The sequence below is a fragment of the Anaerostipes rhamnosivorans genome (assembly GCF_005280655.1).
Taxonomy (GTDB): Bacteria; Bacillota; Clostridia; order Lachnospirales; family Lachnospiraceae; genus Anaerostipes; species Anaerostipes rhamnosivorans.
Genome location: NZ_CP040058.1, coordinates 1,671,931 through 1,689,561 on the forward strand (window position 1 = coordinate 1,671,931; position 17,631 = coordinate 1,689,561).

Consider the following 17,631-nt stretch of genomic DNA (forward strand, 5'->3'; position numbering starts at 1 on the left):
TGAACATGGCTAGAACAATATGTGAAACAAAAAACTTAAGTAAAAAATATAAAAATTTCTATGCCTTAAAAAATGTAAATTTAACAATACACAAAGGTGAGATTTACGGGTTAATTGGTGAAAATGGAGCAGGAAAAACAACTTTGATCCGCCTTTTGACAGGTCTTAATTTTAAAAGCGGCGGTGAAATTGTCTTATTTGGGCAGAACAGTAATCTGCAACAAGAGCGACTGAAAATTGGCTGTACGATTGAAATGCCGGCTTTATATAAGGATATGACCGCAAAACAAAATCTTGAGGTACAAAGAATACAAAGAGGCATTCCAAATAAGAAATGTGTTTCAGATACTTTGGGATTTGTTGGGTTAGCCCATGTTGGCAATAAGCGAGTTTCTAATTTTTCTCTTGGAATGAAACAACGGCTTGCATTAGGCGTTGCCTTGCTGGGGGAACCAGAATTTTTGATTTTAGATGAACCTGTCAATGGATTAGACCCCACTGGAATTATTGAATTACGAGAATTGTTAAAAAAGTTGGTAAAAGAAAAAGAAACAACCATTTTAATTTCGAGTCATATTTTAAGTGAATTGCACCAGCTTGCGACTTATTATGGCTTTTTGCATAATGGGGAGCTTTTAAAACAAATTTCTGCTGAAAAATTAAATGAAGAATGTAAACGACATATATGTTTAAGAACAGATGATGTTCAGCGAACAGCGGTTATCTTGGAAAATCAATTAAGTATCAAGAAGTATTCTATATACCCCGACAAATCCATTCGGATATTTGATGATTTAGATAAAACCCGTGCAATTTCGAAAGTGCTGTCAGATAACAGAATTATGATTGATGAAATTTCAATTCAAGGAGAAAGCTTGGAAACTTACTTTGAAAATCTGATTGGGGGTAGGAAAAATGTTTAATCAAATCAAAGCAGAATTTTATAAATTATTTCATACAAAGGCTCTGTATTTAATGCTTGTTTTGATCTTATGTGTTTTTGGTATATTTTCCATAGGTGGAGAACAGCAATTTGTTGTGTCAAGTTCAAGTGTAGACAATAAATGGGAAATTGGAAAAACAGTAGGATTTCTTGCAAGGGCATATAGTGATACCTTGCACCCTTTTCTAGGAGAAGTAATAAGGACGGCTACTTCATACACAGTATTTTTTTGGCTGATTATTTTGATATTTTCGGTAACCTTTTTTTCAAGAGAATATCAAGACTCAACAATAAAAATCGCGATTGCAAGTGGTCAAAGCAGACTTAAATTTTTTTTAGCAAAATATCTTGTAATTACAATTACCAGCCTTGTTTTATATTTTTTATTTATAATGACTGCATTTATAATAGAATGTATAAAGTTTCATGTGTCATTGGAATTCCTAAATATTATGCCAATGCTGAAAATTGCTATTTTAAATTGTATGGTGATGTCAGGATTTATCAGTATAACTCTTATGTTTTGTATTATTTTTAGACATACAGCCGTTGTTGTTGGGGTAATGTGTTTATTCACATTTAGCGCTCCTATGATTTATATGATGACATGGGACCGTATGTCTGTACAATCATGGGAGGTTTTACTATATTTAAAAATCAAATCCAATGTATTATTGGATGAATACGTGTTCTTACAATATACTTCCTGGTATAGAAAATTCCATTATCCTTTATTTTATAGGAGTGATGATTTTTACATCTATAATTTCATTTGCAATATTACGCAAACAAGAAATACGTTAAAAAGAGTGGAAAGGGGATGGATGAAGATGTGGTATGTTATATTGGTTTTAATAATTTTCATATTAGTAATCTACCTCTACACACTTATCACACAAATTCGTAATTTAAATGGGCAGATTCAAGAAAACCGGCCAATCCGCATTTCATTATTTAGTAAATATATAGAAGAATTGGCTTCTCAAATCATTGAAAAAGACATAGAACATAAAAAATTGCAAATTCAAATCAAACAAGAGGAAGAACAGCTGAAGCAATCCATTTCTAATATCAGCCATGATCTAAGAACACCGTTGACATCAATGCAAGGCTATCTAACACTCTTACAAGAATGCAAGGATGAAGAAGAACAAAAACAATTTTTAGATATTATTAAGGTAAAAGCAGATTATCTAACTGAATTAATACAAGAATTTTATGACTTATCCCTTTTAGAACATGCTGAATTTGACATTGAAATACAAAGAGTGGATATAAACAGGATTGTGACCGATTGTGTGCTAGAAAAATATTGTGAATTTAAAGATGTTCAGCCAATAATCCAAACAGAAAATAATCCTGTTTGGATTATTGGAAATGACATAGTTTGTAAAAGAATTATAGAAAATTTAATTGTAAATGCCATACGTTACTCCGATGATTATATCGAAATATCCATAAATTCCAACGGAGTATTTACAATAAAAAATTCAACACACCTATCAGATGATATAAATGTAGAATCATTGTTTGAGAAATTTTATACTGCGGATAAATCCCGAACACGAGGAAGTTCGGGTTTGGGTTTGTATATTGTCAAGGAACTTCTTAATAAAATAGGCGGAGTTATTGGAAACGTAAATTATAAAGATAAAGTTTTAATAATTTCAATTCAATTTTCAATGGCAAATTAGGTGTGTGATCTAAGAAATGCACTAAGTTTTGAAAGAAAAATAAATAGACAGTTGACATTTTCCAAAAAGCGTCATATGATACCATATAGTTCACAAAGTAAACTAAGAGATGTGGAGGGTGTGATGAAAGATGAAAAATGGCTGGAATCTATGGAAAAGCTAGGAACTGTACGGCTGTTTTCCAGTCTGTATGTAAAAAAATCACGCAAAGGGGCATTGACTTCAGCCCAGGAGATTGACCTGCTCTTTCGCACAGCACTGGCAGAAGAGGCCCTGACGCCTTTGGACTTAAGTTATGCCATGGGCATCAGAAAGAATGCGGTGAGCCGTCTGATCGAAGATCTGACAAAAAAACATTTGGTCCAGAAGATAGAGTGCAAAAAGGATAAGCGCAGTTATTATTTAAAGATTACCGAGAACGGCAAAAAAGAACTGGACGACACCTATTATTACTATATGGAACCGTTCTATGAACTGCAGAGAAATCTGGGAGAAGAAGATTTTGATACATTAATGAAACTGATCCAAAAGGCCAATGACAGTGCTATGGACAAGAAATAAGGAGGAATTTTTTTGACAGTATATCAGGAATTACAGTTAAGCTCAACAGGATCAAAACAGCTGATCCATAAAACAGAAGATAAGAAGGAAAAAAGGCGTCACATCCTGATCTATAATGTAAAAGTATATCTGGTTGTGGCATTTTGTTTTGCGGTGGTCACTGTTTACAGCCATCTGTTCGGCTCTGCAAACAGTGTCGTGGGCGTTACCGTGCTGCTCTCTCTGCTGGTGTTACGTCAGGCGGATTTTGGGATTAAAACATCCCATGGAGTTGGAGTCATCTTTTTGATCTTTGGGATCTTGGCAGCAGGGCCGAGGCTGTCAAATATGGCGTCTGACCCTGTTCCGGCATTTTTTATTAACGTGATATGCATTCTGGGAATCGTGCTCTTTAGCTGCCACAATGTGCTCATGTCAAACCAATCCACCTTTGTACTGGGTTATCTGCTCCTGCAGGGATATGATGTGACAGGACATGAGTTCTATCTAAGAGTTGCGGGCCTGGCCGTTGGGGCAGCCGTGTGTGCGGCGGTCTTTTACATCGATCATAAAGACAGATCCTATAAACGAAGTTTTGCAGACCTGTTCAGAGAATTTGACCTGCGATCTGCGCGTACCAGCTGGTACCTGAGGCTGACTTTCGGCATCTCCACTGCGATGCTGATCGTATCACTGCTGAACATTCCACGGGTCATGTGGGTCGGTATCGCTTCTATGTCTGTGCTGCTTCCATTTACAAAGGATATGGAATACAAAGCAAAAAGACGTGCTCCGTTTAATATTCTGGGATGTGGTATTTTTCTGCTGTTATACTGGATCCTTCCTAAAAGCATGTATCCTTTCATTGGATTGCTGGGAGGGATCGGCGTTGGATATTCCGCAGGCTACGAATGGCAGACAGTATTTAATACATTCGGAGCGTTAGCCATTGCTGCCAGCGTGTTCGGTTTAAAAGCGGCAATTATCCTAAGAATTGTGACCAATGTAGTTGCTTCCCTTTATGCGGCTGTATTTGACAAGACATTCAGAAAAGCCTCCGCATGGCTTGGCGAGATGGCAGACAGCCAGAATGCAATGGAAGATGGTATCTGACAGACATGGAAGCGTTTTACGAAGCCTGCATGTGGGGAGGACATACCTGTGTAAGGGGGAGACCTTATTGATACCGGATGGTACGGGTATGCTGGAGTTCAAAGGAGAAATGGATCTATTCCCGGCGTCCTACAGAAATGAAAAATAGAGAAAAAAACCTTTCTGCGGCAGAAGACTACTGCCATAGAAAGGCCTTTTTTATTCTGACAAGGCATTTATTTAAAGGTACTTTTCTCCATACCCATAATTCTCAACTACATAGTCGATGTCTTTGTCGCCCCGGCCGCTTAAGCATACCAAGATGGAACCTTTTTTCATTTCCTTTGCTTTTTTTGTGGCATAGGCTAAGGCATGGGAGCTTTCGATGGCGGGAATGATCCCCTCATAGCGGGATAACTCAAAGAACGCTTTCATGGCGTCCTCATCGTCCACTGTTTTATAGTCCACTCTGCCAAGATCATTTAAGAATGCGTGTTCCGGTCCCACGGAAGGGTAGTCAAGTCCGCTGGCGATGGAATAGACCGGCGCCGGCTCTCCGTCCTTGTCCTTTAACATGATGCTTTCAAATCCATGCATGACACCTTTTTCACCATAAGTCATGGAAGCGGCGTGGTCGCCGAGATTTGATCCGCGTCCTAACGGCTCCACGCCTACGATGTCCACTGGCTCGTTGATGAATGGAATGAACATACCGATAGAGTTGCTGCCTCCTCCCACGCAGGCGCATACAACATCAGGAAGCAGACCGGTCATTTCTACAAACTGATCTTTTGCTTCATAGCCCACCACGGACTGGAAGTCACGGACCATCAGCGGGAACGGGTGGGGTCCCAGGGCGGATCCAATGCAGTAGATGGAATCCTTGTAGTTCTTAGCATAAGACTCAAAAGCTGAATCCACGGCTTCTTTTAAGGTTTTTAACCCGTGAGAGACAGGGACTACTTTGGCTCCCAGTATTTTCATTCTAGTGACATTCGGTGCCTGTTTGGCGATATCCACTTCGCCCATATGTATCTCACATTCCAGCCCGAAAAAGGCTGCCGCAGTGGCAAGGGCCACACCGTGCTGTCCGGCGCCTGTCTCAGCGATCAGGCGTTTTTTGCCCATGAATTTGGCCAGCAGGCCTTCCCCCATACAGTGGTTTAACTTGTGGGCACCTGTGTGGTTTAAATCTTCCCGTTTCAGGTAGATCTGGCAGTTGCCGTACAGCTTGGAAAGCCGCTCACAGTGATAGACCGGAGTAGGCCTTCCCTGGAATTCTTTGCGGATCCTTCTAAGTTCATTGATGAACTGGGAAGAATGGCAGATAGTCTGGTAAGCCTCGGAGATCTCTTCAAAGGCAGGGCGCAGTTCATCTGTTAAATAAGCTCCGCCGTAAGGGCCGAAGCGGCCCTCTGAATCAGGATAGTTTCTAAGGTATGTTCTATAATCCATAATTTCCTCCTGTGTTATTGTTGTTAAGCTTTATTTTATCACGAAAGCTTGTCTTTATCAAAACCAAGCTGTAGAAAAAGATTTCTACATACAGCAACCCCCTCTGAGATATGTTCGGAAAGTGCATCTGCAAAACCGTCAATATTTTGCATGTGGACTTCTCTCAGAAGCCTTGCGGCATATTCTGTATAGAATTTGCTGTTTTCCAGCTGCTGAAAGAATATGTGAAGGGTGTGTCCCCAGAGCAGCAGGTGGTACAGCTGATGATAAGTTTCCCGGATCATGGCAGAGGGACTTTTTTCGCCTATGAACTGAAGACATGTTTCATCCAGAAGATAAAGGGTATCTCCAGATATACATTTTTGAATCCGGTCATCCAGCGCTTGAAAATCTGTATCATCCAACACAGAAAAAGTGTGGTATGATACGTTTTTGCAGGTCAGAGCACACATTTGGAGAGCCCGGAAAAAGAAAATAAGGTTGGTCTGGATCTGCGGCATAGAAAAATCAGGAGCCTCCAGATTTTTTTTAGAAATGACTTTTGTCCCGACTCCGTTTAAGGTTTCTATAACCCGCATATTTCCCAAAAGTTCAAGGGTTCTACGCATAGTGATCAGAGACACATGATATTCCTTGGCAAGGGTCTGGCAGGACGGTAACAATTCTTCCTGTCTGTAAATTTTATTATCTATTTTACTTAAAATATCAGCGGCAAGTGAATAGCAGAGCTGGGGACGCTTTCTGTAAATGTGCCAACGGAAGGGTACTTGTTTGACCCGCATTCCTTTTTTCTGCAAGTTAGACAGATATTCAAGAAACTCTGCCAATAGGATCTCGTGGAATTTTTGAGCTTCTTTTGATATCTCATCGGCCTGTCCGTGTTCAAACAAATTCAACAGACGTTGATAGTGGGAAAAGACCTGCTGGCCTGCATTGTCAAAGTCTGCAGGACGGTGGAGATATGGGATGCGGAGATAACGGATGATTTCCCAGTATAGTAGATTAAGGAACAGGGGATTCTTAAACTGCTGGGCAATCTCAGCATAAAACAAGGTTATCTGTTTGGCTGCATGTCCCCCTGTCTTTTTGAGCTGCCAGCGGATACGTTTTACGGATTCATGGTTTTGTTCCTTGAAATACAGGCTGTTGACAGGATCAAATATGATGCTGGCAGACCGTGCAATGTCTTCCATTCCGTCTTTTCTGGAAAGGAAATAACCAATATACTGTTGCTCAGACTGTTTAACCGGGGTATAGGTAACTGTGGCAGCCTTTCGTGCTGAAGTTTCAATATACTGCCGTTCTTTCAATTTAGATAATGCGGACCTGACGGTGAGTGTACTAACTTGAAATTGTCTGCAGATATTGCTGATGGAAGGCAGACGCTCTCCATACACATAGTAACCGGACTGGATTCTGGAAGTAAAATAATCGTAAATGATATCGCTCATGCTGGTATCCTGCATTGGTTGGGGCCTCCTTTTTGAAATAATCTATATTATATCATATTTCTCTGTTAAACAAATATATTGGCAGGGCTGTCATTCCATATTGAACACTCCAGGTGGCCAAGCATATTCGGAGACTTTACAGGAAGAAACTTTCGATTCTCATTATCTATGCTTATGATTGGAGCGATATTGAAAAAGAGGCTCTTGACGCAGGTGTTAGGATTTCTGTTAAAGCCGGTCTTTTTCTGTTCTGACAGTCACAAATCTGTGATTGTTGGGATTTTTTTAGTGTCCCGGCATTCCGTATGATAAAATAGAGGGGAACTAATACGGAGGTGGAGGATGCAGAACATATTTGTGATAGAAGATGACAGAGAACTAAATGAGGGGATCTGCTATGCTTTGGAAAAAGAGGGATACAATACAATAAAGGCTTATTCTCTAAAGGAAGCCAGAGATTTGTATTTAAAAGAAAAAGTGGATTTAGCGCTATTGGATGTCAACCTTCCGGATGGGGAAGGATTTTCTTTCTGCAGGTGGATCAAAGGCCAGTGTGACATTCCGGTATTGTTTTTGACAGCAAGGGACTTGGAAGAGGATGCGTTGATGGGGTATGAGCTGGGTGCTGAGGATTATATCACAAAACCGTTTTCCATGAAAATACTGAAGCAGAAGATCAAAGTGGTGTTAAAAAGGGTAAAGCAGGGCGGACAGGAGTTGTTTGACGACGGATTTTTAAGGATTGACTTTTCTGCAGCAAGGGTATGGGTCTCAGGAAATGAATGCATGGTTACACCCACAGAGTTCCGTCTGCTAAAACAGTTCGTCCAAAACAGGGGCCAGCTGCTTACCTACACCATACTTCTAGAGCGCATCTGGGATACAGGAGCAAATTTTGTGGACAAGCACGCTCTGGCCGTCAATATAAACCGGCTGAGAAAGAAGATTGAAGACCAGGAGCATCAGTACATATCAAATATTTACGGGATGGGATATCAATGGATGAAATGACGGTTTTGGCAGCAGCTCTGGTCCTGATCTGTATTTATCTGGGCTTTAGCAGGCGGCGTATGAAAAAAGAGATCTATGGCTTTACCAGCCGCCTGGAGCGGTGCCTCGATGCCATAGCTTTGGGAAAAGAAATGGAAGAAACCCTGGAGGAAGGAGATACCCTGTGGGGAAAGGTATATGAGAGGCTTAAACGGCTGGACCAGATCTGGCATAAAAAGAATGCAGAAAATCTGAAGGAAAAGAAAAAGATCAAAGAGCTGATCTCGGATATTTCTCATCAGACAAAGACACCCATTGCAAATATTAAATTATACGTGGAGCTTCTCCAGGAGGAGGGAAATCAGCAGGAAGCAGCCCGGTTTCTGAAAAAGATCAGCGCACAGACAGAAAAACTGGATTTCCTGCTTAAGAGTATGGTAAAAATGTCACGGCTGGAGACTGGTGTGATCGAGATCCATTGTAAAAGACAGCCTCTTTTAAAGACCCTCGGCAGAGCTGTATCATCCATTGTGCCGAAGGCGGAACAAAAACAGATTCGGCTGTCCATGGACTGCGACAGCCGAATTACAGTCCTGCATGACAGCAAGTGGACAGAGGAAGCATTGTTTAATATTCTGGACAATGCAGTAAAGTACACTGGGCGTGGAGGGAGCATCCAGATCTCAGTGACTGTCCAGGAAATCTTTACAAAAATCAGTATAAAGGATACAGGAAAGGGCATCGTCCTGGAGCGGCAGGCGGAAATTTTTACAAGGTTCTACCGGGAACCGGAGGTGTCCGATCAGGAGGGCATCGGCGTAGGGCTTTTTCTGGCAAGAAATATCATGACACTTCAGAACGGCTATATTGAGGTCCGGTCTGAACCGGGAGCGGGGGCTGATTTCAGGCTGTATCTACCCAACAGATGATGTTTATCACAGTTTTGTGAATGTGATGCTTTGTGAGCAGTTTGTGATTTTTATGAGATATGCTGATACCATCAGAGAAAGGAGATAAAACAATGGAAACAGAAATTGTAAACACACAGGCATTAAAAAAATATTACAAACTGGGAAACAACACGGTAAAGGCGCTGGACGGAGTGGATTTTAAGGTAAAAGAGCGTGAATTTATCGCAATCATCGGAAAGTCTGGAAGCGGAAAAAGTACACTTCTTCATATGATCGGAGGCCTGGATTCTCCAACAGCAGGGAAAGTATTCGTAGGTGGCAGAGATCTGGGAGAGATGGACAGAGAACAGCTTGCCATCTTCCGAAGAAGAAATATCGGCTTTGTATTCCAGAATTACAACCTAGTGCCGGATCTGAACGTCTATGAAAACATTACACTGCCCGTGGAACTAGACGGCACCCCGGTGGACCGGGAATTCGTAGATGAGATCCTTAGGCTGTTAAATCTGGAAGAAAAAAGAGAGGCGATGCCCAACACTCTGTCCGGCGGACAGCAGCAGCGTGTGGCTATTGCCAGAGCCATTGCTTCAAAACCGGCCATCATTCTTGCGGATGAGCCCACGGGAAATCTAGATACGGCATCCGGGCATGATGTACTGGGGCTTTTGAGGTCAGTGGCAAGACAGTTCCAGCAAACCGTTGTGCTGATCACCCATGACCAGGATATCGCACAGCTTTCAGATCGGATCGTCCATATTGAGGATGGCAGGATCGTGAGAGGAAGTGGGAACTATGCTGGAAAATAATAATCATAAAATCATCACAAAAATGGCGGTGTCCTCTCTCAAAGGCAGCCGTCAGAAGTTTGCAGTAATGACTGCTGCGGTCATGCTCTCTGTTTTCATGCTGTTCAGTGTTCTGACCGTGGGAACCACCTATTTTCAAATGCAGAGGATACAAAACATTCATATGCAGGGAGCCGATTATGACGGAGTGCTGATGGGCGGATTTACAGAAAGGCAGAAGGCTTACTGCCAAGACCACCGGGATGTATTGTCAGCAGGGATCAGTGCATATGCGGGATATGCGCAAAAAACTGATGCGGATGACACTCTGCACACCGGACTGGTCTGGTACGATGAGACATCCTGGTCACGTCAGATGAAACCGGCCAGGGAAAAGGTACGGGGCTACTATCCGCATAGAGAAAATGAACTGATGGTCACCAAGGAGGCCTTAAAAGACTGCGGAAAGGAGCATTTGGATGTCGGGGATTCTTTTGAACTGACTTATGCGGACAAAAAGGGAACACATACAAAAACTTTTCTTATATCCGGTATCTGGGAAGGTTATGGGGAACAGCAGATGTTCGGTGTATCAGAAGCATTTTACAAGAAAACAGGATATCAGCTCAGTAACATGGGTGTGCTGCAGGTGAAGTTTAAGAGCAAGATCCTCTCTGATAGAGAACAGAAGAAGTTTCAGGAGGGACTTCATCTGAGCGGCCGCCAAAATTTTCAGTTTACGGGGCAAATGGAAAAGTCCATTGGAGTCCTGGCAGGCATGGCCGGGCTGGTGCTGATCACCTGTCTGAGTGCGTATCTGCTCATTTATAATATCTTGTATCTGTCTGTCTCAGGAAATATCCGTTATTACGGGCTTATGCGGACGGTGGGTATGACCTCAAAACAGATTTATCAGTATTTGCAGAAACAGATGCTGATTGTGGGTGCAGCAGGAATCGGAAGCGGGATTTTGCTCGGACTGGCGACCTCTTTTCTGATCATCCCTCATATTGTTAGGACCCTCGGTATCCGGGAAAGTTCCATCAATATTTCTTTCCATCCTTCCATTTTCTTTGTGAGCATTTTTATTGCGGCAGTCACGATATATTTGGGAAGCCTGAAGCCAGTGAAGATTGCAGTATCTGTCTCCCCTGTGGAGGCTCTGGGTTATCAGGTCTCAACAGGGAAAAAGAGCCGCCGCAGGGAGGGCAGAGGCAATCTTCTTTGGAAAATGGCAAGAGAGCAGTTTGGAAGGGATAAGAAAAAAACAGGAATTGCGGTTTTCTCCCTTGCAGCCAGTTTATCCATATGCCTTTGTCTGATTACGATCATTGACAGCCATGGGGCCAGAACGATTGTGTCCAATTATATGGACACAGATCTGGTGGTGAGAAATGACACGGCTATGAAGGAAAACGGGAAAGAATGGAAGCACATCATAAAGCCCTCAGTTGTAAGAGAGGTCAAAGAAAATGAAGGAGTGAAGAAACTTTACACCATGCTGGGAACAAATATCGTGGTGCCGTGGGAGCCGGAATTCTCTGATACATGGATGAGAAAATTTTATGAAATGTGGATGTATACGTCTTATAAAGATGATATCAATGACTATAAGAAGCACCCTGAAAAATACGGATCAGTGATGGTGGGTATCGGTGATGATGAATTTGAATACCTTAACGAAGGGTTGGAACATCCGGTAGATAAAAGACAATTTATCAACGGAAATACTTGTATCATCTATAGAAGCGGCCTGGAATTGGACCCAGGTAAGACAAAAAGAGTAAAATACCGCCTGCCGGGGCAGAAAACAAAAGATCTTCAGTTGAAGATCGCCGGATTTACGGACGATGATTATTATGGAGGATCTATGGGAAAAGGGCCGGTTGTCATCGTTAGCAGCCGTTTTCTAAAGCAGCAGGTAAAGAACCCTTATATCATGAAGTTAAATATCCGCTATCGGAAGGAATACGATGAAAAAACAGAGGCTCAGATCAAGAAAAGTCTGGAACAGGGAACTGCCTCAAAGGACCTTTATTTTGATTCTAAGATCGAAAACATGAAGGAAACCAGAAAAGCACAGGGAAATATGACCGGGGTAGGTGTGGGGATCGCCGTGATCCTTGCGCTGATCGGTCTGATGAACTACGTCAATACTGTTTTCGGAAACATCCAGAGCCGCCGGGTGTCACTGGCGGTCATGGAAAGCGTGGGAATGACCAGAAAGCAGGTGAAGGTTATGCTCGTGCGGGAAGGAGTGTTATATGCAGCATCCTCAATTCTGATCGCAGCCACGGCAGGGCTGGCTGCCACTTATCTGTGTTACCAGTCCATGAACTACATGGGCATACCGTTTAGGGTTCCGTGGATACCAGTACTGGCCGCTGTGCTGATATCTGTAACGGCATGTATTTTGATCCCTCTGGCAGCATATCGGATTCTGGAAGGGGAAGCAGCTATCGCAGAGAGAATCAAAGGTTTTGAATAAAACTCTGGCGCCTATTGTTGGATTTCGATTTAGACATCATGTTTATAAGACATTTGAGCGTGCGATGGCAAAGGCAAGGGCAGAGATCGATTCCGGTTTTCCGGTCGTGCTCGGTACCCTGGATATGTTTCATTTATCCTATTTTGAGAAGTTCTATCACAGGGAGCATATCCCATTCCATTATGTGCTGATGGCCGGATATGATGACGGGGAGCAGACGGTTTCCTTATATGACTGTGGACGCAGAGAGAAATTAAAGTTATCCTATATGGATCTGCGTCTTGCCATGGACTGCAGCTGCCCTGGCCTGAGCCGGCCCAATACGGTCTGTACCATCCGGATGGAGTCTCAAAAGAATAAGTATCAGATCGCAAAGGAGGCGCTGGCTGTAAAAGGGGATCTTTTTTTAAATCCTCCGATGCCGTTTCTGGGATACAAAGGTTTTGAAAGGTTTATCAAGGAGCTTCCTCAGTGGAAAACAGACCTGTGCCGGGAGGATTATGATAAGATATTGAAGAATATGGTCACATTTTTTGGAACAGTGCCTATGGTGCCAAATGTGCTGAGAGGCATTGACCTGCCTGATGAAGTTGAATTTAAGGGCGGATTTGAAAAGATGGGAAGCATGCTTTCTCAAATGGGAGAAGAATACGACAGAGATGATTGGAATAAGGCCGCTGTCATTTTTTATGAGGGAGCGGATGTGATGGAACAGATCTCGGGTATTCTGATCCGTTACCTGTCCGGTCAAGGGGATGAAACAGAAAAGCTTCCTGAAAAGTTTGGGCATGTACTTACAAAAATGAAGGAAGGGTATCGTATGGCTGCAGAAATTTCTTCTTGACAAGATTGGATTAATGTACAACAATTGTTATGTAACATAAGTAACATAACGATATGATTACGAAGGAAGTGTACACAAATGCCGCCGAAAGCAAAGATAACCAAGCAAATGATTTTGAACACTGCCCTGGATCTGACAAGGGAAACAGGTTTTGAAACTGTCAATGCCAGGAGTATCGCGGGTAAACTACAATGTTCTACCCGGCCGATTTTTACTTGTTATGAAAATATGGATGCATTAAAGAAAGATTTTCTCGCATTTGCATATGAATACTACGAGTGGTATGTGGAAGATTACCGCAATAGAGTCAATATCAGCCCCTGTTTAGTCCTGCCCCTCTCTTATATTGAATTTGCCCGGGAAGAAACACACTTATTTAAGCTGCTGTTTGTAAATGATATGGATTTGGATATGACAGAGGCAAAGGATTTTTATAAGGAGGCGGACAATGAAAAAAGGGCGGAAGAGTTTTCCGAAATTATTGGGATAGGGCTTGAAAAGGCAAAAGTAATATTTTTGGATTTGTTTCTCTATACCCACGGTATAGCAGTTTTGACAGCGACAAAAAAATTAACGCTGGACCGGAAGAGTGCTGAGAAAAGGGTAGTAAATATCTTGTCACTTTTTATACGGGAAGAAATACCAGGTTGGGATATATGCAATTGAGGCATGCGGATCATGACAAAAGGGGTGCTATTATGAAAACAAACCAGTATTTAATTGACTTTTACAATCAATACGACGAAGACAGCCGGCTGGTGTTAAGACACGGTTCCGTTGAGTTCCTTACTACAATGCGCTACATTAAGGAATATCTAAGACCAGGTGACCGTGTGCTGGAAGTTGGCGCGGGAACAGGTCGGTATTCCCATGCGCTGGCACGCCAAGGATATGCTGTCGATGCAGTGGAGTTAGTAGAGCATAATATTGACGTTTTCCGTCAGAATACACGATCCGGCGAGCCAGTCACCATAACCCAGGGTAATGCGATGGACTTGTCTGCTTTCCCTGACAATGAATATGACATTACGCTGTTGCTGGGGCCTCTGTACCATCTTTACACTGCGAAAGATAAACTACAGGCTTTAAGTGAGGCAATTCGCGTGACAAAGCCAGGAGGCGTGATCTTTGCTGCGTATGTCATCTCTGATGGCTGCCTCCTTGATGAAGGCTTCCAACGTGGGAATATCAGTGTCACAGAATATATCAAAAAGGGATTGCTGGATCCTTCCACGTTCGCGGCCAAGTCCGAGCCAAAGGATTTATTTGAATTGGTCCGTAAAGAAGACATCGATGAATTGATGACTTCGTTTCCCGTAGACAGACTGCATTATGTGGCGGCTGACGGCTGTGCCCTATTTATGCGGGAAGCCATAGATGCTATGGACAGCAGCACGTTTGAATTATATTTAAAGTATCATTTCTCTGTCTGTGAGCGGGAAGATTTATTAGGTATTACGAGTCATGCTGTTGACATCTTCAGAAAAGTATCCTAGAAAACGTTTCACAAAAAATCATCACAAATACGCCCGTCTGGCACAAAACCAGACGGGCGTATTTCTTTCGTTTCGGCTATATCCTGTCTTAATACTTCATTTTCTTCGTCACCACATAGATAAATTCTTCTGGTGTAGGCGTGCTGTTTCCAAAATACTTTTGAAACTCTGCCTGTTTTTCCGGATCTGGGTTATTTTTTGCGTCCTCAATGGTCTGCTGCATTTCTTTTCTGACCTCGGCAACAGAAATCCCATGTGCGCGGGCGACTTCTTTTATTAAACTTCTTGTATCTACTCTTTTAAATCCAATCATATGTACACCTCATCTTAAAATTATCACTGGAACGTAAAACGGATATCGACTATAACTTATAGAATGATTTATTTTGTGACACCATTATAATACATTTTGGGAAAGGTTACAATATATAAGAATGGTTTTGAAGAAAGGAGTGTGCCGTCTATGGAGCTTGATTTTAAAGCCATAGGAAAAAGAATCAAGATCGCAAGAATCAAACAAAATTTGACGCAGGAAACCGTTGCCGATAAAATAGGTGTCACTCCACAGCACGTCAGTAATATAGAAACCGGAAATTCCAGCGTAAGTCTTACGACACTTGTCGCGATTTCTAATCTTTTGAAGGTGTCAGCTGATGAATTGCTGTGTGATACAATCCTAATTGCAAAACCAGTCTTTGAAAGAGAAGCGAATGAGCTGTTCAGCGATTGCAGTGAATATGAAGTACGTATTTTGGTAGATGTTCTGAAGGCAACAAAGGATTCTATAAGAACTGTAAAACTATTTGAAACCAAAATTAATTGAGAATGAATAAAACCGTAGTCTGTAGATCACAATACTGTGAATTACAGCTACGGTTTTTGTTTGTGTCAGATCAAAGAATCTTCTTTTTGTTTGATGAATGTCTCAAGGCTCCTCTGATCGATTAGGGCAGGCACGACACCTTCCCGTGAGACGCAGAAACCTGCCGCGTAAGTGGCAATCCGTACTGCCCGTTCCAGAGAATATCCATAAAGCAGATAGGCCGCCAGGGCGCTGATAAAGGCATCACTGGCGCCAGTATTATCTACGGACGGAAAGGAAACCGCCGGGAAATGCTTTTCTAGTTCGTTTGTCCGGACATAGCAGCCCTTTTCACCACGTGTGACGATGATGATTTTGATACCGCATTCCAGCAGGAATGCGGTTTTTTGCTGCAGGGTAGAAGATCCCGGACATAAGTCATTCAATTCATCTTCATTTGGGATCAGGATATCTACTCCGGACAGCACCTCACTGGGCATCTGTCCGTACACGGAAGGCTTCAGGATAGTCTTTGCCCCATATTCATGGGCAATCCGGCAGGCCTCAGCGACCGTATCCAGTGGGATTTCTGATTGGATCAGGCAGTAGCCTGTATTTTTAAAGAAACGCTGCCGTTTCCTGATATCCTCTGGAGCCAGGATGTCGTTTGCGCCCGGCAGGATCGAGATGATGGACTGTCCGCCGGATTCCACAAATATAAATGCTTTTCCTGTATCAGCCTGGCTGCATCTTTTCACGCCGAAAGGCTCTACCCCGTACTCCTTGAGCGCTTTATAGATCGAGGCCGAGTCCAGGTCAGATCCTACATTTCCAATCAGAGTTACACGGTGTCCCAGTTTTGCCGCGCCGATGGACTGGTTTACGCCTTTTCCTCCGGGATAGATAAAGGAGGATGAAGTGCTGACCGTCTTGCCGCTGTGGGGCAGCTGCGGTACATTCAGGTAAGTATCGATATTGATACTGCCCACCACGGTGATCTTCGGAGCGTTTAGGTTAAAAGGCACACTGACGGTAGTCTGATTGTCCAGATGAAACTCCTGGACAAAAGAATGCAGGTCATCTGTCCGTTTTTCAATTTCGGCGATCATCTTATTGCATAAATAGGAGCCAAAATCTGCATTCAGCATCGTATAGGTGGAGATCTCAGAAATATCAGGGAAAGCCAGATCCTCCATCGTGTCATTTTTCAGGGAGATGAGTGAGATATCCTCCGGAATTCTATAGTTCAGCGTGTTCATGAGCTGATGGAACTTTAATGCCTCACGGTAATGAGATGATATAACAGCACTGATGCTGTGGGAGTTTACTTTGTGTATCAGAGACTCGTCCAGATCATAAAAGATCAGATCCTTGTCCAATTTTCTGTGATTGTCAAACAGGCATTTTTTATATCCGTTCAGGAAAGCGGAGGTCCGGCGGCCTTCTTTCAGGATACAAGCAATATCCCGGTGGCGTCGGTTGATCAATTCCTGGGTGATCCGGTATGCAGCTTCTTCGTATGGAATCATATGAGAATGATCACCGCCGTTGGGTCCGATGGTCATCATGGGAATGTTCATATCCTGAAAATGGGAGGTATAGGAAAGACTTTCAGCGGTCACCGGCTCCCAGATAATGCCGTCCACATTGTTCTTGCACAAAGAAGTTATATTTTTAAGTTCCTGCTCCATATCGGAGTAACTGTTATATACAAGAGTGCTGTATCCATTGGCCTGGGCAGTCTGCATGATCCCGTCCAGTGTAGAATCCAGGGAAATGGAAGAACGGAGCAGGACACCGAGGATCCATGTCTTCGCAGGACTTACAGTGGCAGCGGCATAAGGAGTATAATTGTACTCTTTTACGATCTTTAAAACTCTTTCTCTAGTCTCACTGCTGATGCTTTGATCCTTTTGATTGACGATTTTTGAAACAGTGGAAGCAGAGACACCTGCCAGCTGTGCAATTTCTTTTATGTTCATATAGTTACCTCCAGTTTTATCCTACATCCCATAATAGACAAAGAAAGAATAGATGTCAATATGTCCAAATGTGCAAAATATACAACAGAATAACAGAAAAAAAGGCAGAAATAACAAAAGTGATAAAAATATTGACAAACGATGATCTGAGTGATAAA

General features: G+C 42.6%; 16 protein-coding genes. 12 read left to right on the forward strand and 4 right to left on the reverse strand.

From position 1 onward, the window contains the following. Positions 1-5 precede the first annotated feature (5 nt). From AR1Y2_RS08280 to AR1Y2_RS08300, 4 genes are all read left to right on the forward strand, one after another. Complete coding sequence (locus AR1Y2_RS08280; protein WP_137328533.1) at positions 6-923, forward strand: ABC transporter ATP-binding protein; 918 nt, start codon at positions 6-8, stop codon at positions 921-923. Beyond that, positions 916-2,637, forward strand: a complete 1,722-nt coding sequence (locus AR1Y2_RS18005; protein ID WP_243118890.1) for a histidine kinase dimerization/phospho-acceptor domain-containing protein — start codon at positions 916-918, stop codon at positions 2,635-2,637. Before AR1Y2_RS08280 ends, AR1Y2_RS18005 begins: the two co-directional genes overlap by 8 nt. A gap of 123 nt (positions 2,638-2,760) precedes the next feature. Next, complete coding sequence (locus AR1Y2_RS08295) at positions 2,761-3,198, forward strand: MarR family winged helix-turn-helix transcriptional regulator (protein ID WP_137328535.1); 438 nt, start codon at positions 2,761-2,763, stop codon at positions 3,196-3,198. Between the two features lie 12 nt (positions 3,199-3,210). Further along, positions 3,211-4,290, forward strand: a complete 1,080-nt coding sequence (locus tag AR1Y2_RS08300; protein WP_137328536.1) for an FUSC family protein — start codon at positions 3,211-3,213, stop codon at positions 4,288-4,290. 219 nt (positions 4,291-4,509) lie between these two features. Here AR1Y2_RS08300 and trpB read toward each other — a convergent pair whose 3' ends face one another. Then, the gene (gene trpB / locus AR1Y2_RS08305) at positions 4,510-5,724 is read right to left on the reverse strand and encodes a tryptophan synthase subunit beta (protein WP_137328537.1); all 1,215 of its coding nucleotides are present in this window, start codon (positions 5,722-5,724) and stop codon (positions 4,510-4,512) included. A 38-nt stretch (positions 5,725-5,762) separates the two neighbouring features. Further along, positions 5,763-7,190: a GntR family transcriptional regulator gene (locus tag AR1Y2_RS08310; protein ID WP_137328538.1), complete on the reverse strand. Its 1,428-nt coding sequence runs from the start codon at positions 7,188-7,190 to the stop codon at positions 5,763-5,765. Positions 7,191-7,517: 327 nt separating this feature from the next. Between AR1Y2_RS08310 and AR1Y2_RS08315 the strand changes: the two genes are divergently transcribed. The 7 genes from AR1Y2_RS08315 to AR1Y2_RS08345 all read left to right on the forward strand — a co-directional run bounded on the left by AR1Y2_RS08315 (position 7,518) and on the right by AR1Y2_RS08345 (position 14,689). Further along, entirely contained in the window at positions 7,518-8,186 is a 669-nt protein-coding gene (locus AR1Y2_RS08315) for a response regulator transcription factor (protein WP_137328539.1), read from the forward strand. Then, positions 8,174-9,094, forward strand: coding sequence for a sensor histidine kinase (locus AR1Y2_RS08320; protein ID WP_330554740.1), 921 nt, complete (start codon positions 8,174-8,176; stop codon positions 9,092-9,094). Before AR1Y2_RS08315 ends, AR1Y2_RS08320 begins: the two co-directional genes overlap by 13 nt. A gap of 92 nt (positions 9,095-9,186) precedes the next feature. After that, a complete protein-coding gene (locus AR1Y2_RS08325; protein ID WP_137328540.1) occupies positions 9,187-9,882 on the forward strand; it encodes an ABC transporter ATP-binding protein in 696 nt (231 codons plus the stop codon). Beyond that, complete coding sequence (locus AR1Y2_RS08330; protein WP_137328541.1) at positions 9,869-12,349, forward strand: ABC transporter permease; 2,481 nt, start codon at positions 9,869-9,871, stop codon at positions 12,347-12,349. The genes AR1Y2_RS08325 and AR1Y2_RS08330 overlap by 14 nt, the downstream gene beginning before the upstream one ends. Continuing rightward, positions 12,342-13,193 carry a BtrH N-terminal domain-containing protein gene (locus AR1Y2_RS08335; RefSeq protein ID WP_243118891.1) on the forward strand — a complete coding sequence of 284 codons (852 nt, stop codon included), beginning with the start codon at positions 12,342-12,344 and terminating at the stop codon, positions 13,191-13,193. The genes AR1Y2_RS08330 and AR1Y2_RS08335 overlap by 8 nt, the downstream gene beginning before the upstream one ends. A 78-nt stretch (positions 13,194-13,271) precedes the next feature. Continuing rightward, positions 13,272-13,859, forward strand: coding sequence for a TetR/AcrR family transcriptional regulator (locus AR1Y2_RS08340; RefSeq protein WP_137328543.1), 588 nt, complete (start codon positions 13,272-13,274; stop codon positions 13,857-13,859). 32 nt (positions 13,860-13,891) lie between these two features. Further along, positions 13,892-14,689 (forward strand): class I SAM-dependent methyltransferase, encoded by a 798-nt coding sequence (locus AR1Y2_RS08345; RefSeq protein WP_137328544.1) that lies wholly within the window; start codon positions 13,892-13,894, stop codon positions 14,687-14,689. Between the two features lie 88 nt (positions 14,690-14,777). Here AR1Y2_RS08345 and AR1Y2_RS08350 read toward each other — a convergent pair whose 3' ends face one another. Further along, a complete protein-coding gene (locus AR1Y2_RS08350) occupies positions 14,778-15,002 on the reverse strand; it encodes a sporulation initiation factor Spo0A C-terminal domain-containing protein (RefSeq protein WP_137328545.1) in 225 nt (74 codons plus the stop codon). Between the two features lie 150 nt (positions 15,003-15,152). On the opposite strand from AR1Y2_RS08350, the gene AR1Y2_RS08355 reads away from it, so the two are divergent. Next, on the forward strand, positions 15,153-15,512 hold the full coding sequence (locus tag AR1Y2_RS08355) for a helix-turn-helix domain-containing protein (protein ID WP_137328546.1): 360 nt from the start codon (positions 15,153-15,155) through the stop codon (positions 15,510-15,512). A 65-nt stretch (positions 15,513-15,577) separates the two neighbouring features. Here the strand turns inward: AR1Y2_RS08355 and AR1Y2_RS08360 are convergent, their stop codons facing one another. Further along, positions 15,578-17,473 (reverse strand): PfkB family carbohydrate kinase, encoded by a 1,896-nt coding sequence (locus tag AR1Y2_RS08360; protein WP_137328547.1) that lies wholly within the window; start codon positions 17,471-17,473, stop codon positions 15,578-15,580. Positions 17,474-17,631: the final 158 nt, after the last annotated feature.